Source organism: Clostridium nigeriense (assembly GCF_050585265.1).
Classification (GTDB): domain Bacteria; phylum Bacillota; class Clostridia; order Clostridiales; family Clostridiaceae; genus Clostridium; species Clostridium nigeriense_B.
Map to the genome: position 1 here is coordinate 1 of NZ_JBNOOE010000005.1, position 21,781 is coordinate 21,781.

22 protein-coding genes are annotated in these 21,781 nt (G+C 26.7%); 3 read left to right on the forward strand and 19 right to left on the reverse strand.

Annotated elements, in window-relative coordinates; all coding sequences use genetic code 11:
* Positions 1-137: 137 nt before the first annotated feature.
* Together ACQPVP_RS06065 and ACQPVP_RS06070 are read right to left on the reverse strand one after the other, a co-directional pair.
* Entirely contained in the window at positions 138-701 is a 564-nt protein-coding gene (locus tag ACQPVP_RS06065) for a TVP38/TMEM64 family protein (RefSeq protein WP_430848149.1), read from the reverse strand.
* A gap of 26 nt (positions 702-727) precedes the next feature.
* Positions 728-1,471, reverse strand: coding sequence for a hypothetical protein (locus tag ACQPVP_RS06070; protein ID WP_430848151.1), 744 nt, complete (start codon positions 1,469-1,471; stop codon positions 728-730).
* 186 nt (positions 1,472-1,657) lie between these two features.
* Between ACQPVP_RS06070 and ACQPVP_RS06075 the strand changes: the two genes are divergently transcribed.
* Entirely contained in the window at positions 1,658-1,987 is a 330-nt protein-coding gene (locus ACQPVP_RS06075) for a HesB-like protein (RefSeq protein WP_430839317.1), read from the forward strand.
* A gap of 62 nt (positions 1,988-2,049) precedes the next feature.
* Here the strand turns inward: ACQPVP_RS06075 and ACQPVP_RS06080 are convergent, their stop codons facing one another.
* The 7 genes from ACQPVP_RS06080 to ACQPVP_RS06110 all read right to left on the reverse strand — a co-directional run bounded on the left by ACQPVP_RS06080 (position 2,050) and on the right by ACQPVP_RS06110 (position 8,766).
* Positions 2,050-2,919, reverse strand: a complete 870-nt coding sequence (locus ACQPVP_RS06080; protein ID WP_430848153.1) for a methionyl aminopeptidase — start codon at positions 2,917-2,919, stop codon at positions 2,050-2,052.
* 143 nt (positions 2,920-3,062) lie between these two features.
* A complete protein-coding gene (locus tag ACQPVP_RS06085; RefSeq protein WP_430848155.1) occupies positions 3,063-3,719 on the reverse strand; it encodes a hypothetical protein in 657 nt (218 codons plus the stop codon).
* 192 nt (positions 3,720-3,911) lie between these two features.
* Complete coding sequence (locus ACQPVP_RS06090; RefSeq protein ID WP_430848156.1) at positions 3,912-5,255, reverse strand: vWA domain-containing protein; 1,344 nt, start codon at positions 5,253-5,255, stop codon at positions 3,912-3,914.
* Between the two features lie 11 nt (positions 5,256-5,266).
* Complete coding sequence (locus ACQPVP_RS06095; RefSeq protein WP_430848159.1) at positions 5,267-6,352, reverse strand: AAA family ATPase; 1,086 nt, start codon at positions 6,350-6,352, stop codon at positions 5,267-5,269.
* 14 nt (positions 6,353-6,366) lie between these two features.
* Complete coding sequence (locus ACQPVP_RS06100) at positions 6,367-7,140, reverse strand: DUF4116 domain-containing protein (RefSeq protein WP_430848161.1); 774 nt, start codon at positions 7,138-7,140, stop codon at positions 6,367-6,369.
* Between the two features lie 255 nt (positions 7,141-7,395).
* Positions 7,396-8,187, reverse strand: a complete 792-nt coding sequence (locus ACQPVP_RS06105) for a rhomboid family intramembrane serine protease (RefSeq protein ID WP_430848163.1) — start codon at positions 8,185-8,187, stop codon at positions 7,396-7,398.
* Positions 8,188-8,205: 18 nt separating this feature from the next.
* Positions 8,206-8,766: a TetR/AcrR family transcriptional regulator gene (locus tag ACQPVP_RS06110; protein ID WP_430848165.1), complete on the reverse strand. Its 561-nt coding sequence runs from the start codon at positions 8,764-8,766 to the stop codon at positions 8,206-8,208.
* 150 nt (positions 8,767-8,916) lie between these two features.
* Here ACQPVP_RS06110 and ACQPVP_RS06115 point away from each other — a divergent pair, with 150 nt between their 5' ends.
* On the forward strand, positions 8,917-9,711 hold the full coding sequence (locus ACQPVP_RS06115; RefSeq protein WP_430848167.1) for an N-acetylmuramoyl-L-alanine amidase family protein: 795 nt from the start codon (positions 8,917-8,919) through the stop codon (positions 9,709-9,711).
* Positions 9,712-9,785: 74 nt separating this feature from the next.
* Here ACQPVP_RS06115 and ACQPVP_RS06120 read toward each other — a convergent pair whose 3' ends face one another.
* The 5 genes from ACQPVP_RS06120 to ACQPVP_RS06140 form a co-directional block, all read right to left on the reverse strand.
* Positions 9,786-11,348, reverse strand: coding sequence for a chloride channel protein (locus tag ACQPVP_RS06120; protein WP_430848169.1), 1,563 nt, complete (start codon positions 11,346-11,348; stop codon positions 9,786-9,788).
* A gap of 11 nt (positions 11,349-11,359) precedes the next feature.
* Positions 11,360-12,115 (reverse strand): 5'/3'-nucleotidase SurE, encoded by a 756-nt coding sequence (gene surE, locus ACQPVP_RS06125; RefSeq protein ID WP_430848171.1) that lies wholly within the window; start codon positions 12,113-12,115, stop codon positions 11,360-11,362.
* A 164-nt stretch (positions 12,116-12,279) separates the two neighbouring features.
* Positions 12,280-13,281 (reverse strand): LLM class flavin-dependent oxidoreductase, encoded by a 1,002-nt coding sequence (locus tag ACQPVP_RS06130; protein ID WP_430848173.1) that lies wholly within the window; start codon positions 13,279-13,281, stop codon positions 12,280-12,282.
* A 131-nt stretch (positions 13,282-13,412) separates the two neighbouring features.
* Positions 13,413-15,407, reverse strand: coding sequence for an ABC transporter permease (locus ACQPVP_RS06135; RefSeq protein ID WP_430848175.1), 1,995 nt, complete (start codon positions 15,405-15,407; stop codon positions 13,413-13,415).
* A complete protein-coding gene (locus tag ACQPVP_RS06140) occupies positions 15,397-16,167 on the reverse strand; it encodes an ABC transporter ATP-binding protein (RefSeq protein WP_430848177.1) in 771 nt (256 codons plus the stop codon). The genes ACQPVP_RS06135 and ACQPVP_RS06140 overlap by 11 nt, the downstream gene beginning before the upstream one ends.
* Positions 16,168-16,385: 218 nt before the next feature.
* On the opposite strand from ACQPVP_RS06140, the gene ACQPVP_RS06145 reads away from it, so the two are divergent.
* Positions 16,386-17,126, forward strand: coding sequence for a metalloprotease family protein (locus ACQPVP_RS06145; RefSeq protein WP_430848179.1), 741 nt, complete (start codon positions 16,386-16,388; stop codon positions 17,124-17,126).
* Positions 17,127-17,295: 169 nt separating this feature from the next.
* Here ACQPVP_RS06145 and ACQPVP_RS06150 read toward each other — a convergent pair whose 3' ends face one another.
* The 5 genes from ACQPVP_RS06150 to ACQPVP_RS06170 form a co-directional block, all read right to left on the reverse strand.
* The gene (locus ACQPVP_RS06150) at positions 17,296-18,177 is read right to left on the reverse strand and encodes a hypothetical protein (protein ID WP_430848181.1); all 882 of its coding nucleotides are present in this window, start codon (positions 18,175-18,177) and stop codon (positions 17,296-17,298) included.
* 71 nt (positions 18,178-18,248) lie between these two features.
* Entirely contained in the window at positions 18,249-18,812 is a 564-nt protein-coding gene (locus ACQPVP_RS06155; protein WP_430848183.1) for a hypothetical protein, read from the reverse strand.
* Between the two features lie 256 nt (positions 18,813-19,068).
* Positions 19,069-19,881, reverse strand: coding sequence for an alpha/beta fold hydrolase (locus ACQPVP_RS06160; RefSeq protein WP_430848466.1), 813 nt, complete (start codon positions 19,879-19,881; stop codon positions 19,069-19,071).
* 201 nt (positions 19,882-20,082) lie between these two features.
* A complete protein-coding gene (locus ACQPVP_RS06165) occupies positions 20,083-21,102 on the reverse strand; it encodes a sensor histidine kinase (protein WP_430848185.1) in 1,020 nt (339 codons plus the stop codon).
* A complete protein-coding gene (locus tag ACQPVP_RS06170) occupies positions 21,099-21,773 on the reverse strand; it encodes a response regulator transcription factor (protein WP_430848187.1) in 675 nt (224 codons plus the stop codon). The genes ACQPVP_RS06165 and ACQPVP_RS06170 overlap by 4 nt, the downstream gene beginning before the upstream one ends.
* Positions 21,774-21,781 lie beyond the last annotated feature (8 nt).

A 21,781-nucleotide genomic window follows, 5' to 3' on the forward strand; every position in this document is an offset into this window, starting at 1 on the left:
TTAATCTTAAATTTTATCCACAACTAATAATAGAAAAACCCTCTGTTTTTAAACAGGGGGTTTTTCAACAAACTGAATAAAAAGGCACATATGTGCCTTTTTATTTTAATAATTTTTAAAAAGATTTACCTTTAATTTTATCTTTTATTAAGTTTGGATTTTTTCAATGTAAAATATAATAAAGCTATTGATATTAATGTAAAAGTTAATCTTATATAGTTTTGCTCTATATTTATTAAATCATAGCTAACTAAAGCTTCTAAAGCTATAGATGGGATTTTCCCAAGAAATGTTGCAATATTAAAAGTAATTCCATTTACATTACTAACTGAGGCAGCTAATGTTACAAATCCTGATGGTATAAAAGGAATTAATCTACCTTCAAAAATTAAAAGACCAACTTTCTTTCCTTCTCCTTCTACTATTGCATTCAGTAGTCTATGTTTATTTTTAAGATTTTCTACACCTTTCTTAAATCCCAACCTATATACAATAAAAGTTATATATCCCCCAATAGTTTCACCTAATAAAGATATTGTAAACCCCAAAAACGGTCCAAAAAATGCTATGTTTGCACCTGTTACAAATATAGATGGTATTACTCCTAATAATGCAATTATAGTACTTATAAATAAAGATATTGGTATTGAATACATACTATATTCTTGAAATAAGTTAACTATATTATCTAAATTAAACATAATTTTTTTTATTTTTTCTCCTTTGTTTATTCATCTAAAAGGATTTTAAATCTACTTAATACCTTACTTACTAATTTTTCATCTAACTGTCTATAGTACTTTAATAATTCTGCTTCTTGCAATGCTGAGAACATTTTCTTGCTCATTTCCATCCAAAGTTCAGGCACATACACCCAAACAATTTCTTCATATTTGCAACTTAAAAGAAAATGCTCTATTCCCCAGAATAGATATTCATTAATTTTATGAATATTATTAAACTTTTCGTAATCTTCAATAACTCTATAATCAAATTTATATTCGTAAATATCTACATAAAAATAATCAAACTCTTCACCTTCTGCCTCAAAAGCATCTTTATTAATTATCTTTATCTTTTTATTTTCTTCAAAATTTGAATTATATAAATCTATAATATCCTTTTCTATTTCATAGACTATCACTTCATCTATATCTTTCTTTTTAGCTAGCTCTTGAACTACATATCCAAGTCCTAACCCTACTACACCAACTTTTCCTTTTGCATACTTAATAAACATGTATGAACTTTCTATTTCTATAGGAGAAATCCTCATCCAAATATTATTAGGGCCATGTAATTCCAAAACATTTAAGTTTATTCTATCTTTTTTTCTATACATATACCCATCTATATACTCACTATTATTATTCAATTTTTTTATTTCAAAATTTCCAACTCTACCTAAAGATATTAAATTATTATATTCATTTATTTTTTCATTTAAGTAATTCTTATCATACGGCTTCAAAATAAAAACATCCCTTCTAAATAAGTCTTTATCTGCTTATAATAACTATTATATTTATGATATAATCTAAAGACAATAACTATTTATTAAAATTTACTATATTTTGTACTAAAAAACTCTTGCTATTTAATCTTACTATGTTATACTAGTGATATAAATTATCATTTAGAAATAGAAGGTGTAAATATGGATAAAATTTTAATAAGCGAAGAAGCATATAAAGAATTTAAAGAATTCTTAGACGAGAATGAAGTTGATAACTATAGCATTAGAATCAATTTAGCTGGATTTGGTTGTAGCGGTCCTGCTTTTAATATATCTGTTGATGAAGCAAGAGATGGAGACGTTACTCAAAAGGTAAATGATTTAGTTTTCGTTGTAGAAGAAAAATTAATAGATGAATTCGGCGGATTTAAGTTACTTTCAACTGATGAAAATGAAGGAAGAGGATTATCTCTAAAACCTGTTATTGAAGTTGAAGGTGGATGTGGCTCTTGCGGTGGCGGATGTCACTAATTTCATAACATAAGATAAAAAACTCAAGCTTTTAGGCTTGAGTTTTTTTAATTAATTTAATATTACCAAGAAATAATTTCTGCTCCATCTTCTGTAACTAAAACTGTGTACTCCCATTGAGCAGAATATCCACCATCTTCAGTAAATACTGTCCAATCATCATCTTCATCTATAAATACTTCATAATCCCCTTGATTTAACATAGGTTCAATAGTAAATACCATTCCAGGCACTAAAATCATACCTTCTCCTCTTTCACCAACGTGAGCTACAAAGGGATCTTCATGAAATTTTATTCCAACACCATGGCCACCAAAAGCTCTAACTACTGAAAATCCATTTGCTTCTGCATGCTCTTGTATAGCAGCCCCAATATCACCTAAGAATCCCCATGGCTTTACTGCAGCAAATCCCTTATCTAAACATTCTTTTGCAACTCTAACTAGCTTTTCATCCTCTTCGCTTACATTGCCTATCATAAACATCCTAGAAGCATCTGAATAATATCCATTATAGATAGTGGATACATCAACATTAACTATATCACCATCCATTAAAATAGTCTCCTCACTTGGTATACCATGACAAACAACATCATTAATAGATACACAAACGCTTTTAGGAAATCCACCATAATTTAATGGTGCAGGTATAGCCCCACTATTAACAGTAAAATCATGAACTAATTTATTAATTTCCTCAGTATTCATTCCTAATTTAATTTTTTCTTGTACTAAATCTAATACTGCATTATTAATTTTAGCACTTGCCTTTATCCCTTCAATTTGTTCTTGATTTTTTATCATATCTCTAGTTGGTACTTCATATCCATTTGCTTTTAAATGCTCAATCTTTTCATCAAAATCTAAGTGGCATTTCTTATACTTTTTTCCACTATTACACCAACATAAATCATTTCTATTTAAATTCATTTCCTACCTCCTTAATACTATATTTAATCAATAATATTTTTTATATAGTATTATTTGTTATATTTATATAATTAATATATCACAAAATAAAGAAAAAAGGAGATTAAAAAACTATTTATTCTATAGTTTTTTAATCTCTCCTATTATTGTTTAACTGTAAATTCATAATTTACATATGAGTCCATTATAGAATTTATACCTTTTAGAATATCTACCCAATAGTGATTTTTAATATATGTAGTTTCCTTTTTGTCAATATCCACGCCCTTAAGATTTGTTTCATTGAATTCTTTATAATAATCATTTAACTCATTTGCCATATTATACATAGTCGTAAAGTTAGCTAAAACTTCTCCATCTAGAATGATCTTTTCATTATGATTTTTCATCTCTAAACTTAAGTATTCAAATAACAAACTCTCAATTCTTGTATATACCTCATTAGGTACTTCGTTAGATTTTTTAGATTTATTATTTAAAGATATAATTTCTTCTTTACCATAATTCATATAGTTTGACCACAAATTGATAAATTCTTCTGACATAGAACTATAATTCTTATACAATGATAATAATTCCTCATTACTAACACTTTTAGCTTTTATACATTGATCTAAGGTAGTCAAGGCACTCTCATTTCTATTTCTAATTTCTTCCACGCTCTTATAGGTTTCTTTTCCTATCAATACCTTATACCTTGAATTCATAATTGAAGTGTAAACGTTTATAAGTAAACTAACCAACAATACAAAAATTATTAAAATAACACTATTATTTTTACTTATTTTGTAAGATTTCATAAAACACCCCCACATAAATATCATTATATCATAATTTATTAATATATTCTAGTATTTATAGTATTAGGGCTTTTAGTAACTATTTCCTAATAAAAAAGATTAATTTTTATTTTGGGCTGTCGCACAAACAGCCCAAAACTAATAAATTAATAATTCATTATTCATTCTTAAATTTTCATTGCGCGACAGCTCCTAAAAGTATCTTCCATGTTCCTGCTGATATTCTTTTATCATATCTAACCCAGCAGTACCGCCTTCGCCTTTTTCAGCTTTAGTAGTAATTCTCTTAATCTCTCCATATGGATTTTCTAATGATAATTCCTCTTCTCCAGTTAATACCCAAATAGTATTCGGTTTAAAAGGCCTAACCTCTAATTCTCTTTCCCCTACTCCATCTGTAAAATATATAAGTATTGAATTTCTTAAATTATTTTCTTTTATATATCTAAACACTGGAGAAAACTTTGTAGCTCCATTTTTTGCTGATCTTCTTTTAATATCATTTTTAGATTTTATCTCATATATCCTTCTTATTTCATTATCACATTCAATTACAGTAATCTTGTTAGTTCTAGTCCTAGTTATTTCTAGAACTTCTATTAATATTTTATTAAATTCCTCTTCACTCATAGAAGCACTTATATCTAACGTAACTATTACTTCTGGTACATTATTAGGTAGTGTTCCTCTTAAATCTAATCTATCTGGCTGTCTTCTATTCCTTCTCATAATAGTTTTTCTTTCACCTGCTCTTAAAGAAGGAATAACTTTTTTTAAAGCATCTTGCCATGATATCTCTGCTTTTTCTGAATAAGCATTTATTATTCCAACTATATCTTTTGGTGCCTTACCATTATAGGAACTTATTGCAGTTTTCTTAGTCATATCTCTTATGGAATCCTGATTTAGATTACTTTCTTCCCATACATCATGAGCCTTTGATAGATCTATTATATCACCAATAGAATCATTTTTTTCATCCTTTATACTTTTGCTTAACTTTGATTTAATAGCCTTTTCTATTTGTTCAGCATATACTTCTATAGGTTTATCTTCTTGAAGGTTTGACCCATATTCTAAGTTAACCCTTTCAAGCTTATAACTATCCATAGGAAGATTTTTTATAAATTGATTTATAGATATATCTAAAGCTAAATTAACTGCTAATGTTGTATATTTATTTTTAAGTACTCTTTCTCTTTCATGATGCCCGTACATTATATGATAAATTTCATGTTTAAATAAGGCTTGCATTTCCCTTTTATCATAATAAAGGAAAAGTACTGGATTAAAATACATCTTAAATCCTTGCATTTTAGGAACAGTAGCTAATGGCCAAGTAATATTAAACCTAATGCTTCTTTCTATCCTTACTAAAAATTGTCCAAAAAAACTATCTTCTCCTTCAAGCATATCTATAATTATATCTTCAACTAAAGAAAAAAACTCTCTTTCAAAGTTACTATATACTTTTCCATTTTCTTTTATTTCTAAGGCTTGCTTTAATAAATTTTCTCTTTTTTCTTCAAATACCATAAGCATTCTTCCTATTCATAAATACTAAAGAAGGCGTCTAAGAACATATCCTCATTTAATAAATTCATGTAAACTTCTTCTTCTACATCGCCTTTTATTTCTTTCATAATTCCAAGTCTTAAATCTTTTGGATAGCAAGTTAGTAAGTCTGAAAATAGTTTTCTATTTACTTCACTATTATTTTCACTTAAATATCTTAGAGAGTTCTTAGCCAATATATAAAGTCTTGAATGACTTTCTCCTCTTACTTCTTCCTTTACTTCTATTGGTAATATCATATAAGAGAAAAGATCTTCAGGCTTAATTAACGGATTTTTTATATTCTTAATATAATTAATAAAATCAGTAGCTATGCTTATTCCGAGATTCCCCTTAACTACGTTATAAAATATATCCATTGAATATGCACCTGTATTTTTTAAATATACATTATAAGCCTTTGCCACTCTCTCCCAACTTCTTGGAGTGGCATTTATAGATTCATTTGAATTTGGTACATTTAAATACTCTGGAAAATTTGATAAAAATTCAATTATATGATCATGTACATCTACTTCTCCACTCATGGCCCACTTTATCCATTCTTTTATATCTGAAGTTAATTGAATCCAAACGAATCTATCTTCTTGGGCCTTATCCATATCTACAACTTGATAATCACTATCTTCAAAGCCATCATATTTATTTGATGGGTTCATTGCAGCTACTATTTTTACATTTTCATGCAATCTATATCCATTAATTTCTCTATTTAATATTAGGTTCATAAGTTCTTGTTGAACAGCATGCTCACACCTATTAAGTTCATCTATAAATAATAAAACACCATTATACTTATTATCTGATACTGCCTTTTCAATTTCTATAAGCTTGTAATGAGTTGCGTACTTAGTTCTTCCTCCTTCAACTATTGGAAGTCCTCCAATTTCACCTTCTTTTAAAAGATTAGCATCTATATTAACTAAATAATAGTTATCCTTATTACATATTCTTTTAACTAAGGAAGTCTTACCTATACCAGCTTCTCCTATTATTAATGGAACACATCTTGATTCTATAACTAATTCCACCGTATTTATTGCTTCTGAAAACTTCATATTGTCACCTCTTTTTATCTTGAAAGTTTATAATCAACTAATAAAACTTTAGACTTTTTACTTCCATATTCTTTAATAAAATTTATCTTATCCATTTCTAATATTTCAAGCTCTAAAAAATCCTTTATATATTTTTCATCAACTGACTCTTCTTTAACCTTTTCTATAACTACATTAACTACAAAATCAATATCAATAGAATCATATACATATTTAACAACCTTTATATTATCTCCAACTAAAACTCTTAATTCATCTAAATTAAAGTTAATGTAATTAATTGCTTCTTCATTTCCCTTTATTGCTTCTCTTCTTGCTTCTAAAGTTGGATTGTCTATAAACTTTATAGCAGCCCAATACTTCTTTATAGCAGCTAACTGAACTTCTTCTGATGGTTCTTTTATATATTTAATTGAATCATAATCCTTTGAAACTGCCTTTAATTGCATTTCCTCTGTAGGATTTTCTATAAATTGAATTGCCCATCCTTTTGCATTTACAGCTTCTAGCTTAACTTTATCTGTTGGATTTTTAATATACTTTAATGAATTCCAAAGTAATTTAACAGCTAATACTGCATTATCCTCTTCTAAATCATTGATATATTCAACTGATAAAGGATTATTTTTAATTGCAACTTCCTTCACTTCTTTTGTTTGGTTATTTATATATCTTATTGCTAAACCATTTTTCTTAACGGCTTCTAATATCAATTCATTACTTGGATTATCTATATATCTTATATACATAGGATTATCATATATCTTTTTTAAATCGTTACTTTCCATTTTTATTCCCTTCTTATCAATAAAACTTATCTATATTTTAATCATCATTCATTTTATTTAATTTTATTATACTATATTTAATCAATAATTACTATTACTATCATTTAATAATTATTCTTGATTATTTTCTATTAAAACAATTACATCTCTTATTATTTTAAACAAATCCTTAATTTGTATTTTTTTATAAATTAAAAAGGCAAAAGTATATCTAAATACTTTTGCCTTAAACACTATTGATATAACATACTATTTTTATTTATGCTCATGATTTCTTATATGGTTAATGCAATAACACTTTTTTCCTGAACATTTAGAGCAATATCTAAATTCCATTTTAGGATCATCTTTTTCAGTTATTCCACAAATTTCACATTTATGAAGTATTTCTCTTTGTCTTACTTGTGATTTAAACTTTTGTTGCCTTCTATAATTAACTGCTCCACTCTTTGTTCCAGTAAATATATCCTTTCCAAAGAATATGAAAAAATTAATTATTGGAATTAAAATCAATATTCTTTCAGCAAAAGAACCAGCAAATAAGAAGTTAAAGCTTATAATAACCCAGTTAAAAATAGCTAAATATTTAACTTTGATAGGTATTATATAGAACAATAAAATTTCGAAGTTAGGATAAATCCTAGCAAAAGCTAAAAATAGCGAAAGATTAATATATGTTCCTGTTGCTGTTCCACCTGTTATCATTGAAAGAATTATAGTTGCAAGCATTCCAATTAAGTAATATAAATTAAACTTAAACTCGCCCCATTCATGCTCTAATCCGGTTCCTGCTAAATAATAAAAATACATAGAAAACATAAATGATATTATACTACTACTTGTTGGAACAAATATAAAAGTTACAAGTCTCCACACTTCTCCTTCCATTACTCTTGATGGATCTAAGGTTATATTATTAATTAATGTGTCATCTCCACTTAAAAGGGTAAAACCATAAACAAGTGCAGTACCAAATATTATAATTAGCATTAAATTTCTTATATAAAATTTTCCTATTTTTCTCTCTAGCTTATTCAACCAATTCATAATACTAAAATTTCTCCTTTATAATTTATTTCCAACTATATATAATAAATCTTCTATAGAAAATTCAGTGTTTTTCATAGATATAGATATCATATTATTTATTAAAAATGAAGTTAACTTCCTAGTTTCTATATTCATAGTTATATCTTTAGTATCTTTATGTAAATCTATTATTTCATCAACTATTAAATATAACTCATCTAATACCTCATATTTAGTGCACGAATAAGATTTTTTATTTTCTATAGTTTTTTCTTCTTTTGTTAACTCAAAAAATACTTCTTTATGATATACTAAAAATTTCTCTAAACCTAAATAAATTAATTTTATTTTTTCTTCAAAGGATATGTCCTTATCTTTAACAGTTTTTAAATCGTCTATTATTTCATTCCACGTAGAGCTAAATATTTCTCCTACAATAGCCATTTTATTTTCGAAATAATTATAAACTGTTCCAAGGCCTATTTCGCATCTATTAGCTAATTCTCTCATACTAAAGTTTTTATATCCTTTTTCTTCTAATAATGCATATGCTTCCTTTAATATTGTTTCTCTTGGATTTTGTAAAATCTTAGGCATAGACCTTCCCCCTTTATTATAGTTTATATCAATATTTCTATATTATCAACTAATGATATTCCATTTATTATTATCCATTTATTTACAATCATTATTTCTCTTAGTATAATTATATTATGTAGAATATATATATAATAAGAGGAGTATGTTATGGAAAAGTCAAAATTTGATATTACACACAAAAGAAAACTCCTATATAAACGTAAAAGAAAAAGGCAATTAATATTTCGCTTATGTGTTATATTAAGTGGAATTTGCATATTATCACTCATTTTATTGATTAATAATAAAAATTACGTTAATAAAAAAATTGCATTTTCTTCTAATAATGAAGATAAGATTATAGTTTGTATAGACCCTGGCCATGGAGATTGGGATACAGGTGCTAAAGGATTATCAGGATCTCTTGAAAAAGACATAGTTTTAGATATTTCATTAAAGCTTGGAAAGATACTAGAAGAAAATGAAATTAAGGTAATTTATACAAGGACAAATGATTTACTTCCTTGGGTTGAAACTGCTAATGATAGCTTAAAGGAAAGAATAAGAATATCCGAAATATTTAAAGCAGACTTATTTATTTCTATTCACTGTAACAGTAATCTTGATGATAAGGATTCGAAGGGCGCTGAAACTTGGTATAAGAATAATGATGAAAATAGCAAAAAGCTAGCACAAACTATTCAAAATTCTTTAAAAGAATTAAATTATACTGAAGATAGAGGTTTAAAAACTTATGAAAGTAAAGATGATGCTTTAGCAGTTTTAGAATTAAATAAAAATATCCCCGTATTACTTGAATTAGGATTTTTAAGTAATTCATATGATGAAAAATATTTAAAATCTGATAGCGGCCAAGAATCTGTAGCAAAGGCTTTAAGTAAATCCATATTACAATACGTTGAAGAAAATAAAGATATTATATCAGAGCTAAGAAAAAAATAGGCTGTCTTAGTGAGGAGCACTGAAAAGCTTAAAATTTTCAGTGCTCTCATCAGTTGCATCCTATTTTTTTACTTTTACACTAAGGTAAGCTTATTTATTTCTTCTATCATAAAAGAGCTTTTATCTATATTTACTAGGGCTACTATATAATCACCACTTACTAATTTTACTGAGCCTCTTGGAATTATTTCTTTTTCTCCTCTTTTTATAGATACAAGCAAACAATCTTTTGGCCAATTAATTTCATTTATATACTTTCCCTCTACTAGACTTCCCATTTCAACAACAAATTCTAATATAGTTTTCTTATTTTTATTCTCTTCATTTTGTATTCCTACTTTTTTAAGTAATCTTTCTAATAATACTTCATAAATAGGCTCGTTTCTTAAAAGTTCTGATGTCATATATGAAATTATAACTACTACTGATAAAGATAATAAGTGACTAAAGGATCCAGTCATCTCCATAATTAAAACTATTCCTGTTATTGGCGCCTTAACTACAGCAGCAAAATATCCAGCCATTCCGAGAGCTATAAAATTAATAATAAATGTACTGCTAACACCTAATACTTCTGTAGAAAACACCCCAACAATATTTCCTAGTATAGAACCAAGTAATAACATAGGTAAAAAGATTCCACCTGGAACCCCTGATCCAAAACATATAAGCAATAAAACAAATTTTACTAAGTATAAAATAATTAAAAATAATATTGAATTATTACTTGTTGTTAATTCTAAAATTAACTCATGACCACCACCTAATAAAACTGGAAAACTTAGTCCTATTATTGCTGTAATGATAAATGGCAGGATAGTTTTAACTTCTTGAGGAACTTTTTTAAATCTTGAATATATATCTTGAAATAAGTATATCCCCCTAGAAAATATAACTCCCATAACTCCAGTTAAAATTCCTAACATTATTAATATCCAATAATATTTTAAAGGAATAGCAGTTATTTCACTAAAATTTAGTGACGGCTCCATACCCAAAAAATTCTTAGAGATAAAATCAGCTGTTATCGCAGCTGCCATAGCTGGCAATAAAACTAATGGAGAAAAATTTCTATGTATCTCTTCTAAGGCAAATATAATTCCAGATAATGGTGAGTTAAAAGCAGCAGATAATCCAGCTGATGCACCAGCTGTAATTAGAAATTCTTTTTTTACTGGATATTTTTTATAGTTTTTATCTGCAACTCCTTCACCAATAGAGGCTCCAATTTGCACAGATGGACCTTCTCTTCCCAAAGTAAGCCCAGCTCCTAAGGCTATAACTCCTCCTATGAATTTGTAAATTAATATTCTAAACCAATTCAATTTAAGCTTATTAATTACTCTTCCTTTAACTTGAGGAATACCACTCCCTGATATCATTCCTTCTCTTTTAACCATAAGTCCAACTAAAAATCCAAGTAAAGCTACTACTATAATTACTAATAGACTATTAATTATCTTTTTATTTCCCCAGGAGTAAAAAGATATAAATAATATATTTAACTTACTAATAATTATTCTATTTAATACTATTACAGCCCCTGTAATTAATCCTATAATTATACCTTGGATTATTAATCTAAACTTCATATAATTTCTCTGTATTAATATTTCTTTAATATTCTCTTCTTCCACCCCTAAATCACCTAATCTTCAAATATATTTTTTACCTCATCTATAATCTTAAAATTCGTAAAATCGAAATGTAATGGTGTTAATGTAACATAACCTTTTGATAAAAAATAAAGATCTGAATCCTCTTCGCATATATCATTTCTAGTTCCTTTAATTTCATAAACTCTATCATCTGAATCCTCTAATAATACATAACTATTTTTGTATGTAGACTTTCCAAGCTTACAAACTTTAATTCCTTTTATTTCGTCTTCATTTACATTAGGAACATTAACATTTAAAACAACATCATTTCTTAAATAGTTCTTTTCTGCTATATCTACTACTTTGCTTATCCATTTAGCAGCTTTTGTATAATCCTCATCATATCTATCCCAATCTACTTCCATAGAAATGGCAATAGATGGTACATTATAAATTGCTCCTTCTACTGCTGCTGATACAGTTCCTGAATATAATATATCTGTACCACAATTTAATCCCCTATTTATCCCTGATATAACTAAATCTATATCTTTGCACAATAATGATAATCCAGCTTGAGTACAATCAGCAGGAGTTCCAACTAAACTATATGACTTAAATCCTCCATCTAAACTCTCTTCCCTTATCCTTATTGGATTATGAATCGAGATAGAATGACTAGACGCACTTTTTTGCTCCCTAGGTGCTACAACTGTTACTTCATGTTTCTTTGAAATTTCTTTTGCTAAAGCTAATATTCCTCTTGCATTTATACCATCATCATTCGTAATTAAAACTTTCATATGAATCCTCCTTAAATAAAATACATTTATTACATATATAATACTACCATAAAAATTAATATTTATAAAAAAAGAAATAAATATGTTATATTAGTTGCTCCATCCAAAGATCCAAGTCACCTAACACAACATATTTACTTCTACAGACTAAAGGTAATAATTCGTTATTCTCTAAAGGCTTCAGCTATTAATTTATAAGACTTTATTTTATTTTCTAAATCTGTATTTAAATTTATTATCATAAATTCATTCGTATTATAAATTTCACTCATATTAGTAATTTGCTCCTTAACCTTATCTGGAGTTCCTATTATCATCCTTTTTCTATTTCTATTAACTATTTGCATTTCCGCATCTGAATATTTATATGCTAATGCTTTTTCTAAAGTTGGTACTCCTAATGATTTCCCCATCTCTACTAAAAGTAATGTTAAGTCCATAATTGCTGTCTGATTATTAATCTCTTCTTCTGTTTCCCCACAAATAACAAAACTACAAATTATAGTATTAGGACTTTCAGATACAATAGATTTTTTAAAATTATCCCTGTACCAATTAACAGAGCTAACTCCCATACCTCCAGTTATAAATTGAGCATAGGCATAGGACGCACCAATACCTGCTGCAAGTCCTGCACTTCCCCCACTAGAACCTAGTATATGAATTTCCGGATAAGTATTTACTAATGGAGTTGCTTTAAGTCCACTAAACTCATGTTCCTCTGGAACTATATCATAAATATACCTTACCAAATCTAATACCTTTTCCTCATAATTATCACTAAAAATGCTTCTTCCTTGCATTAATGCCTTAGTTGCTAATGGCATTCCACCAGGTGCTCTCCCTAATCCCAAATCAATTCTATTAGGATATAATGCTTCTAAAACTTTAAAATTTTCAGCAACCTTATAGGGACTATAATTAGGTAACATAACACCACCTGAACCAACTCTTATCTTGTTAGTTTTTGCTGCTATACTTGAGATAAGTACCTCTGGACTTGATCCTGCTAAACTCTTTGTATCATGATGTTCTGATACCCAAAATCTATAATATCCCAACTTTTCTAACTCTTGTGCAAGAATTATAGTGTTACTTAATGCTTCTGTAGCTGTTGAACCTTCTCTTATAGGCGATTGATCTAATGCACTTAATTTTATATTCATTTCAGTGCCTCCTCTAAAATGTTTATTTTATACTCTTATTATATAACTATAAACCTTTGAAAAATATTTTCAAGTCCATATTTAAAATGAAAAAAGGAGAACTTATAATGTTCTCCTATAATTTTAAATCATTAAATTATATTATTAATATTCTTCTTAGCTCCTAAATAAGTAGCGATAAAATATCCTCCATAAATTATTACTAGTACTAATAAAGCAATTAAGATATTTTTCATAATACTTATACTACCAAATAAAGTTATAATTCTTTTTGAAAATTCTAACCCTGCTATTGAATGTATTAACGCTAATGATAAAGGCATTAAGAAATATATTGCTATTTGAGTTAATAAAGACTTATTAATAATCTTTTCATCTACACCTATCTTCTTTAACAAGTTATACCTTGAAATGTTATCTGTAGATTCCGATAGCTGCTGCAGAGCTAATACTGCTGCTGAAACAATTAAAAATATTCCTCCTATATATATACCTAAGTAAGATATTATAGCCCCAGTACTAGTAGAACTTGCAATTAATTCTTCTTTTGTAATAGAGTATAATATATTATCCTTTCCCTTTATAGCCTCTTCTCTAATAATATTTAGTTTTTCATTAATAACAACTCCATTATCTTCATTGTAATTAAAGTTTAAAAATGATGTCCATGGCGTAAGTCCACTAACAATATCATCTTGTACTACTACAGTACAAAGATTACTTTTCATCATTTGGTTATAAGCTACTACTTCTATCGTCTTATTAATACCTGGTTTTAAAATATTGCCATTAATATTAATTTCTCTATTATCCTCTAACACATTATTTAGAGAATTTATTAAACTATCTATATCTGAGAATAAAGCATATTCTCCATCATTTAATGTTATGGGACTCTTATTAAGCATTTTCAATATTTCATTAAACTTTGTTAACGGAATAATTTGAACTTCAGCATCTGTTACAATAGGATATAAATCTTTTGAATTATTCATATCTTTTTCAGATAATAAATCACTATATTTAAGATTTCCCTTATAATTTATATAGCTAACATAGTTCTTTGAATAATCTCTAATATTAATATTTCTATTACTTAAATATTCTTCTATATTCTCTCCCTCAAAGTTCCAAATTGTCTCATCATATTGAGTTAGATCTTTTAAGTCAGCATTCATGGCACTATTAATTCCAAGCCCTCCTGCAAGCATGCATATTCCTATAAATAGTGATAAGCATATAAATGACATTGAAATAAATACAGTATTTATTTTGCTATTAATTTGTCTTAAAACAAACATATTTAATTCTTTTAAATAAAACTTCTTATTTGATTGAACTAACTTCAACAAAAATCCTGACAATGAAAAGAAAAATAAAAATGTACCAATAATTCCAAGCAAAATACTTTTTCCATTTACATTAATCCCAATGCTTGAAGTTCCTTTAGCTAGTACAATATGATAAGCTGATCCAATCATTATTAAACTTACTATAAATACAACTACAGAAATCCAAACATTTCTTACTTTTATATTTTCATTTTTCTTTGAAGAATTTAATAAATCTATTAATTGAATTTTTCTAATAGATATTGAATTAAACATAAGAACTAATATATATATAATTCCAAAAGATTTAAAAGTTTTTATCATTGCATTATATGAAAAAACAAACTTAAACTTAAGGAAGTTAACTTGAAACATCTTTGCAGTTAATACTGATAATCCTTGAGATAAAATAACACCTATTGCTAAACCAACTGCTAAAGACATTATCCCTACTAATAAGGTTTCAAAAAATATAATTGTAGATAAATTACCTTTATCCATACCTAATGTCATATATATCCCAAATTCTTTTTTTCTTCTCTTTATTAAATAATTATTTGCATAAATAATTAAAAAGGCTAATACAAAGGATACAAATATTGATGCATACCCCATTATTAAATCTACTTGTTCAAAAGCAGCAGCTTGAACTTCATTTAATTCAAGCATAATACTTTGAGATTGTATTGAGTTAAAGGTATAGAAAATACAAACACCAAAAACTAATGTTAAGAAATAAATTGCATAATCTTTAAAACTTCTTTTTAAATTTCTAAAAGCAAGCTTAGAATACATTATTTTGCTCACCTCCAAGAAGTGTAATAACTTCAATTATCTTATCGAAGAATTCCTTTCTTGAATCATTTCCTCTTACTAATTCATTAAATATCCTACCATCTTTTATAAATAAAATTCTTCTTGCATAACTAGCTGAAAATGCATCATGAGTAACCATCATAATAGTTGCATTTAAGTTTTCATTTAAGTCTTCCATACTTTCAAGTAACATTTTTGCTGCTTTAGAATCTAATGCCCCTGTTGGTTCATCTGCTAAAATTAATGAAGGTTTAGTTATAATTGCTCTTGCTGATGCAACTCTTTGTTTTTGTCCACCTGACATTTCATAAGGATATTTATTTAAAACCTCTTCTATATTTAGTTTTTTAGCTATATCCCTAACTCTTTTATCTATTTCCTTATGATTAACTCTCATTATAGTTAAAGCAAGGGCTATATTTTCGTAAGCTGTTAAGGTATCTAGTAAATTAAAATCTTGAAATATAAACCCTAACTCTTCCCTTCTAAATTTTGATATTTTTTTAGAATTTAATTTTGTAATATCCTTTCCAGAAATATAAATATGTCCACTACTTACTTTATCAATAGTTGATATACAGTTTAAAAGCGTTGTTTTACCACTTCCTGAAGCCCCCATTACTCCAACGAACTCTCCTTCTTCTACAGTGAAGCTTATATTGTCTATAGCCTTAGTTATATTTCCTTTTCTACCATAGTACTTTTCTATATTATCTACTCTTAATATTTCTTTTCCCATAATTAATCCTCCTATTTCTTACTATAGAACTATTGTATTATTATTCTTATCTTACATCCATTGAAGTATATAACATAAACCTTACAGTTTTGTAATATAAACAATATTATATAACATAAAATCACCTAATTTAATTAAAATATTAGACTAAAATATAATATTATTATAAAATTTAATTTAACAATTAATTCAATTTATAATAAGGGAGTGATTAGTTTATGAAAGTTGAAAATATATTATTAAAGACGTTAGTAGATTTATGCTGGTTTATTGGTGTTATAGTTATTATTGGGCTAGTCCTTGGTCTTTTAAGAAATACTTCTATGAATAACTACCAAAGAAAGTTTGGTAGAAAAGCTATTTATGTTACTGGTATCGTAGGTGTTCCTGTCCATGAGCTTAGCCACCTTATTGTTGCTAAGTTATTTGGACATAAAATTAAAGAAGTTAAATTCTTTCAAGCTAATAATGGAGATGGAACTTTAGGATATGTTAATCATTCATATAATCCTAAGAATATATATCATCAAATAGGTAACTTTTTTATAGGAATAGCACCTATTCTATGTGGAAGTTTACTTATTATTTTACTACTTAAAATATTTGTACCAGCTTCTTTAGAAGCTACAAATGATTTATTGAGTGCTAATGGTTTATTCATATTTTTAAAAAATATATTTTCATTAGAAAATTTTAAAAGACCTGAGTTCTATTTATTTTTATACTTAGTGTTTAGCATCTGTTCTCATATTTCTTTAAGTAAAGCAGATATTAAAGGAGCATTTATAGGTGTTATATTTATCTTCTTAATATTATTGATATTTAATATAATTAATTTTAACTTATTGTCTTATTTAAATATGGTTAAATATAATTTACTTTTAACTAATGTATTAATAATTTCAGTAATATTTTCCTCGATAAATCTATTAATTAGTTTTCTATTAAAGAAAATTTAACTTCCATTGACTAAATCTTTGATTTAGTCAATGGAAGTTACTTCTACGAAAAGATGTGAATAATTAGTTTTCTTTATAAATTAGTATTTATAAGACATTTTTATCTCTGACATCTTAGTATTAAATTCTTCAATATTTAAAAATCCTTTTACTTCTTCCCTAATGCTAACTAATTTACAGCATTGTTTAAATGAAAGATTATTAAAAGAATAGAAATCAACTTCTGTTGCCGCATTGATATCAAAATAATACTTTTCTTTTTTCTCACTCCCCAAGGAATAGGGGTAATTTCTTTATCTCCTTCAATCCAAATACTACTATATATTGCAGCATCTAATTCTGTTTCTCCCTTTAAAATACTAGCATTCAAATTATTCTTTATCATATTCAAGTTATTTAATTCTCCCTTTACTTCTTCTATATTTCCTCTGCGACCAACTCTATACATATGTCCAAATAATTCTTTTGCATCATAATCAACCGTAGAAAAATGTGTTACTTTTGTAAATATATTTATTACTTCTTCTCTTTCCTCCGGAAAACATTCTCCATATGCTTTCACAAAATCAGTCATTAAAGTTTCTTTTTTTAAATCTATTCTAGATATTACATATAATATTTTTATATATAATTTTATTAGTGAAGAAACTCCAGAAGACTCTATGCCAAAAGAGTTGTAAATTTGTTGACTTATAGTACTATTTTTAGAAATTTCTTTTTTATATAATTGATAAAAGAATGAAGCTATCACTCCTTCACAAGACATCATTTGTAACCCATTCTTTAATCTTTCGGGAGTAAATGCTGAGGATGTAATATGAGCCATATGTAAATGTTGATATGTATCGAAATCTTCTTCGTAAGGAACTGCTGTTTGATAAATGAATCTATTATTTTTTACAGCATGTATTCTTAACTGAGAGTCCCTAATACATAACCAAGCATCAACATCAAAAGCATGGTCCCATAAATCAATTTCCTGCATATTATTAACTTTCATTTCTTTAGTAACTATTTCAAGATGTTCGGCAAATCCTTCTGAAAATGCCAAGTATCTATCTGTGATAGCTATACACGTATGAAATTTATTGGACATTGTTAAAATTTATATAAATATAATACTTAATCAATGAACTTAAACTTTCCTTTTAAAAATTCTCGATATTCTGGATGTTCTATAGCATTTTTATACTCAATTTTAATTGTTCTTTCAATCCATCCTAACATATCTTCGCTATTTTCTTCATACTTTACAATTTTAATATTTCCAGATTTCACAGCATTCATAATCGCTTCATATGCATCCGGTATATATTCGCAATTAGATATTTTAACATCATCTTCACTTATAATTACATCAGGTATATCTATTAAACTATCAAATTTTTTAATAAATTCTGTTGAATAAATATATCCAGAAGCTCCTTTATATGTGTCATATGTTGCGTTTGGGTAATATTCTTCTAATCTTAAAATACCATCTTTAGTAAATCCATAACTTGCCCATTTATAGTAAGTACCATCATAATTTAAACCTATTTCTTTACAATATTTTTCTATAGCATTACTTAGGTATACAAGAGTGTTCTCTCTCTTTTTAGATAAATATACTAATGATTTATTGTGATTAGATTTATGTGGTTTTAAAATAGTTAAATTAGGCTTCTGAGAAGCATGATAATACATATTTTTTTCTCCTTATACGTTTGTCTTAACTCTATAATTTGTTTAATGAATATTATATACTATTACAAATCAATTATAACATATTTTTCCAAACAAAACTTTAATGTTTACATATCAAATTTTGTTATTATTCAGGAATAAGTAAATATTTTATAATTAATGAATAAAAAAATACCGCATATTCAGTTAATATTACGGTACTCTATTGATATTCATCTCTATTCTTTTTATTAATATATTCTAAGTAACAAAAACTTTACTCTTCTATAAATTTCATCAATTCTTCGTTAAATTTATCTCGTTGATCATAAAATGATGCATGACCACTGTACTCAAATGGTATAAGTTTTGAATTTTTAATACTTTTATTTTGTATCTCACCTAGCTCAAATGGAACAACTTTATCATGAATACCATGAATAATTAAAGTAGGCACATTTATTGTTCCTAGATCAGAAAACAACACTTCATCTATCCAAGTATTTGCAATAGCAGCAGTTGCCCATCCGGCTGCCTGTAATCCTAATTGAAAGAACCAATCAGAAAATGGATGTGTTATATTCTGAAAGAAAAATATATCACCAAAATCTCTTAGCATTTTAGGACGATCATTATTGGTTCCCTGAATAATATTAGTCACCACTTCTTTTTCTAGACCATATAGAAAATTTAGACGTTTAATAAGACTAGGCGCTGCTGCTGCAAAAAGAGCAAGTTTAGATACTCCGTGTCCCTTATGACGGCTCATATATCTAATAGCTATAGCTCCTCCAGTTGAATGCCCTGCTAGTGTAAAATCTTTTAATTTTAATGCGTCAACTACACTCCTAACATCGTCTGACAAACGATCATAGTCATAGCCTTCATAAGGCTTACTTGAATCACCAAAGCCTCTAGTATCGATTCCTATACACCTATATCCCATTTTGGGAAGCTGATCAAACTGATACTCAAATAATTTATGGCTTCCAGGCCAACCATGTAAAAATAATATTGTCTTATTTCCATATGGGTTAAGATCCTCTACATAAATTGATACATTAAGCTCTACTCTAACATAGTATCCCATATAAACACCTCCATTAATAAAACTTTTTATTAATAGATATTCTCCTATATATAAATATATGATTTTCACTTTCTTTAAATAATAATTTGAAACTCTCAACCTATAAGTAATTTCTTTCCTTAATATAAAAACAGGTTAATGTAATATTATTTCATCTTGGATACCATGACGGAAAAAATAATATTATATTAATCTCATAACTTATTCAAATATAAACATTTTATTTATAGGAAATACTATTCCTATTTTGGTTCCTTTCTTTATTTCTGACTCCAAATTAATTGCAAGTCCAAGCTTCTGAGTTAGCTTTTTAGATAGATATAATCCAATTCCTGTTGACTTTCCAAACCTACGTCCATTTTCACCTGTATATCCTTTTTCAAAAGCTTTAATTACATCTTTTTCATTCATTCCAATTCCATTATCTTCAATATAAAGAACTACATTTTCCCCAATATTTTTTGTATAGAATTTAACTTTATTTTCTAATTTATTTTTATCCACATACTTAATTGAATTAGATACTATTTGATTTATAATAAATTCTAACCACTTGATATCTGTATAAACTATTTTTTCTATATCTAATATTTCAATTTTAATTTTATTTTCAATTAACACCTTTGAGTTTCTTCTTATTACTTTATTGACTACTGTCTTTAAATCAAGTTCCTTAATAATATAGTCTTTTTCTAATGTATTACTTCTTGCATAAAATAGTACCTGCTCAATATACATTTCAATTTTGCTTATTTCTTCGTCTATACTTTTAGTTAATTCTGATTTATTATTTTCTATAAGAAGCTTGCTACTTGCGATTGGTGTCTTTACTTCATGGACCCAAAGCTCAATATACTCCCTATATTCTTTATTATTTATTCGTAAATCTGATATATCATCTTTCATTGATTTAGTTGTTTCATTAATTATATTGTATAAAATTTTGCTTTCTAAAAAACTTCCCTCATCTATTACATCAGAAATTAGGTATTTTTTATCTAAAGCATCTAAATTATTAAGTAGCTCATCATAATATTTTTTTCTATTAAAATAATCATATATATGATAAATTAAAATACCTATAAAATTTATTACAAATATAAATACAATTGCATAAAAATCTACTTTTAAAGTTAAAAGTAAAATTGAAGTAAATAATAGTATCATTAGGCTAATAATTATAAATAATATTCTTTCTTTAACAAAATCTATTATTTTCATATTAATATATAACCTTGACCTCTCTTAGTTTTTAAAAAGTCTACTGCACCTATTTCTTCTAACTTTTTTCTAAGTCTATTAATATTTACTGTTAATGTATTATCATCAACAAACTCATCAGATTCCCATAATGACTCTATAATTTCATTTCTAGATACAATTTTCTTTTTGTTTTTCATAAGTACATATAAAATTTTACTTTCATTTTTGCTTAATTCTATTTTATTTCCCTTATATTCCACCTCACTTGTAGATAAGTTATGTTGAAGATTATTATATTCTAGTATTTCTGACTCTTTATTACTATAAGTTCTTCTTAATAATGATGATATCCTTGCTAAGAGAATTTGTGTGTTATAAGGTTTTGTTATAAAATCATCAGCTCCTAAATTCATACTCATAAGCTCATCAACCTCACTATCTCTACTAGTTACAACTATTATAGGTACTGAACTTTTTTTTCTTATTTCTCTACAAATATAATATCCATCAAAATAAGGTAAGTTAATATCTAATAAAATTAAGTGATATTTCTCTCTTAAAACTTCATCTATAACATGTTCAAAATCTAATGAATATGTAGTTTCATAACCATATCTATTTAAAAAAGTACATAATTCACTTCTTATTTTCTCATCATCTTCAATAATAAAAATCTTATTTGCATCCATTTAATCAC

What these genes read in the sequence shown, in the direction of transcription:
- ACQPVP_RS06165 (WP_430848185.1), bottom strand. Translation starts at nt 21,102, where the DNA reads ATGAAAATAATAGATTTTGTTAAAGAAAGAATATTATTTATAATTATT.
- ACQPVP_RS06110 (WP_430848165.1), bottom strand. Translation starts at nt 8,766, where the DNA reads ATGCCTAAGATTTTACAAAATCCAAGAGAAACAATATTAAAGGAAGCA.
- ACQPVP_RS06170 (WP_430848187.1), bottom strand. Translation starts at nt 21,773, where the DNA reads ATGGATGCAAATAAGATTTTTATTATTGAAGATGATGAGAAAATAAGA.
- ACQPVP_RS06075 (WP_430839317.1), top strand. Translation starts at nt 1,658, where the DNA reads ATGGATAAAATTTTAATAAGCGAAGAAGCATATAAAGAATTTAAAGAA.
- ACQPVP_RS06145 (WP_430848179.1), top strand. Translation starts at nt 16,386, where the DNA reads ATGAAAGTTGAAAATATATTATTAAAGACGTTAGTAGATTTATGCTGG.
- ACQPVP_RS06135 (WP_430848175.1), bottom strand. Translation starts at nt 15,407, where the DNA reads ATGTATTCTAAGCTTGCTTTTAGAAATTTAAAAAGAAGTTTTAAAGAT.
- surE (WP_430848171.1), bottom strand. Translation starts at nt 12,115, where the DNA reads ATGAAAGTTTTAATTACGAATGATGATGGTATAAATGCAAGAGGAATA.
- ACQPVP_RS06090 (WP_430848156.1), bottom strand. Translation starts at nt 5,255, where the DNA reads ATGGTATTTGAAGAAAAAAGAGAAAATTTATTAAAGCAAGCCTTAGAA.
- ACQPVP_RS06085 (WP_430848155.1), bottom strand. Translation starts at nt 3,719, where the DNA reads ATGAAATCTTACAAAATAAGTAAAAATAATAGTGTTATTTTAATAATT.
- ACQPVP_RS06095 (WP_430848159.1), bottom strand. Translation starts at nt 6,352, where the DNA reads ATGAAGTTTTCAGAAGCAATAAATACGGTGGAATTAGTTATAGAATCA.
- ACQPVP_RS06105 (WP_430848163.1), bottom strand. Translation starts at nt 8,187, where the DNA reads ATGAATTGGTTGAATAAGCTAGAGAGAAAAATAGGAAAATTTTATATA.
- ACQPVP_RS06140 (WP_430848177.1), bottom strand. Translation starts at nt 16,167, where the DNA reads ATGGGAAAAGAAATATTAAGAGTAGATAATATAGAAAAGTACTATGGT.
- ACQPVP_RS06080 (WP_430848153.1), bottom strand. Translation starts at nt 2,919, where the DNA reads ATGAATTTAAATAGAAATGATTTATGTTGGTGTAATAGTGGAAAAAAG.
- ACQPVP_RS06065 (WP_430848149.1), bottom strand. Translation starts at nt 701, where the DNA reads ATGTTTAATTTAGATAATATAGTTAACTTATTTCAAGAATATAGTATG.
- ACQPVP_RS06115 (WP_430848167.1), top strand. Translation starts at nt 8,917, where the DNA reads ATGGAAAAGTCAAAATTTGATATTACACACAAAAGAAAACTCCTATAT.
- ACQPVP_RS06155 (WP_430848183.1), bottom strand. Translation starts at nt 18,812, where the DNA reads ATGTATTATCATGCTTCTCAGAAGCCTAATTTAACTATTTTAAAACCA.
- ACQPVP_RS06160 (WP_430848466.1), bottom strand. Translation starts at nt 19,881, where the DNA reads ATGGGATACTATGTTAGAGTAGAGCTTAATGTATCAATTTATGTAGAG.
- ACQPVP_RS06100 (WP_430848161.1), bottom strand. Translation starts at nt 7,140, where the DNA reads ATGGAAAGTAACGATTTAAAAAAGATATATGATAATCCTATGTATATA.
- ACQPVP_RS06130 (WP_430848173.1), bottom strand. Translation starts at nt 13,281, where the DNA reads ATGAATATAAAATTAAGTGCATTAGATCAATCGCCTATAAGAGAAGGT.